The following is a 1,098-nucleotide window of genomic DNA, read 5'->3' as shown; positions in this document are numbered from 1 at the left end:
GCCGTACTCGTTGTTGGTGCCGTAGGTGACGTCGGCGGCGTAGGCGGCCTGCTTCTCCTCGCGCGGCATCTGCGGCAGGTTGATGCCCACCGTCAGGCCCAGGAAGTTGTACAGCCGGCCCATCCATTCGGCATCGCGGCGGGCCAGGTAGTCGTTGACCGTCACCAGGTGCACGCCCTTGCCGGCCAGCGCATTCAGGTAGACCGGCAGCGTCGCCATCAGCGTCTTGCCTTCGCCGGTGCGCATTTCGGCGATCTTGCCGTTGTGCAGCGACATGCCGCCGATCAGCTGCACGTCGAAGTGGCGCATCTTCAGCACCCGCTTGCCGCCTTCGCGCACGACCGCGAAGGCCTCGGGCAGCAGCGCATCGAGCGACTCGCCCTTCGCGTGGCGCTCCTTGAACTCGACCGTCTTGGCCTTCAGCGCCTCGTCGCTGAGCTGCTCGAACTGCGGCTCCAGCGCGTTGATCTGCTGCACCACGACCCGGTACTGCTTGAGCAGGCGGTCGTTGCGGCTACCGAAAATCTGGGTGAGAAGCTTGGGCAACATGCAGCGTCAGGGGTTGGTACGGGAAGGCAGCCGCGGCCTCCCGCGTTGTTTTGCGAACGGGCCGACTTCTTGGATGCTGGGGTGAGCTGAGGGTGCGGTCCGCGTTTGCAAGCCTACAAACCTGCAAGCCCGGCGCACGATCAGCGAAAGCGGCGGATTTTACGGCAAGCGGCCGCCGGCAGCGTGGCCGGGCCGTTGCCGGATTCAGCGCCGAGTGGCGCCCTTGGCGGCGGCCTGGGCCCCGCCGGCCAGGAATTTCGCCGGATCCTGCGGCACGCCCTCGACCAGCACCTCGAAGTGCAGGTGCGGGCCGGTCGAGCGGCCGGTGGTGCCGACGTAGGCCACGACCTGGCCACGCCGCACCAGGTCGCCGGTCTTGACCGCGATGCGCGAGGTGTGCGCATAGCGGGTCACCAGGCCGTTGCCGTGGTCGATCTCGAGCAGGTTGCCGTAGGCCGGGTGCACGTCGGTGGAGCGCACCACGCCCCCGGCCGCGGCCATGATGGGCGTACCCACGTCGGTCGGGAAATCGAGCCCGGTGTGCAAGGC

1 protein-coding gene and 1 pseudogene are annotated in these 1,098 nt (G+C 68.1%); both read right to left on the bottom strand.

The features are described 5' to 3' along the window. Positions 1 to 549, bottom strand: a pseudogene (gene secA / locus AC1D15_RS33690) (preprotein translocase subunit SecA); the annotation flags it as partial. A gap of 204 nt (positions 550 to 753) precedes the next feature. After that, positions 754 to 1,098: M23 family metallopeptidase (locus AC1D15_RS33685; protein ID WP_477829483.1), on the bottom strand; the 345-nt coding region annotated here is incomplete at its 5' end.

The organism is Rhizobacter sp. P2_H2 (genome assembly GCF_056403375.1).
The sequence above is the reverse complement of the archived record's forward strand: the minus strand, read 5'-3'. Positions and strand labels throughout refer to the sequence as shown.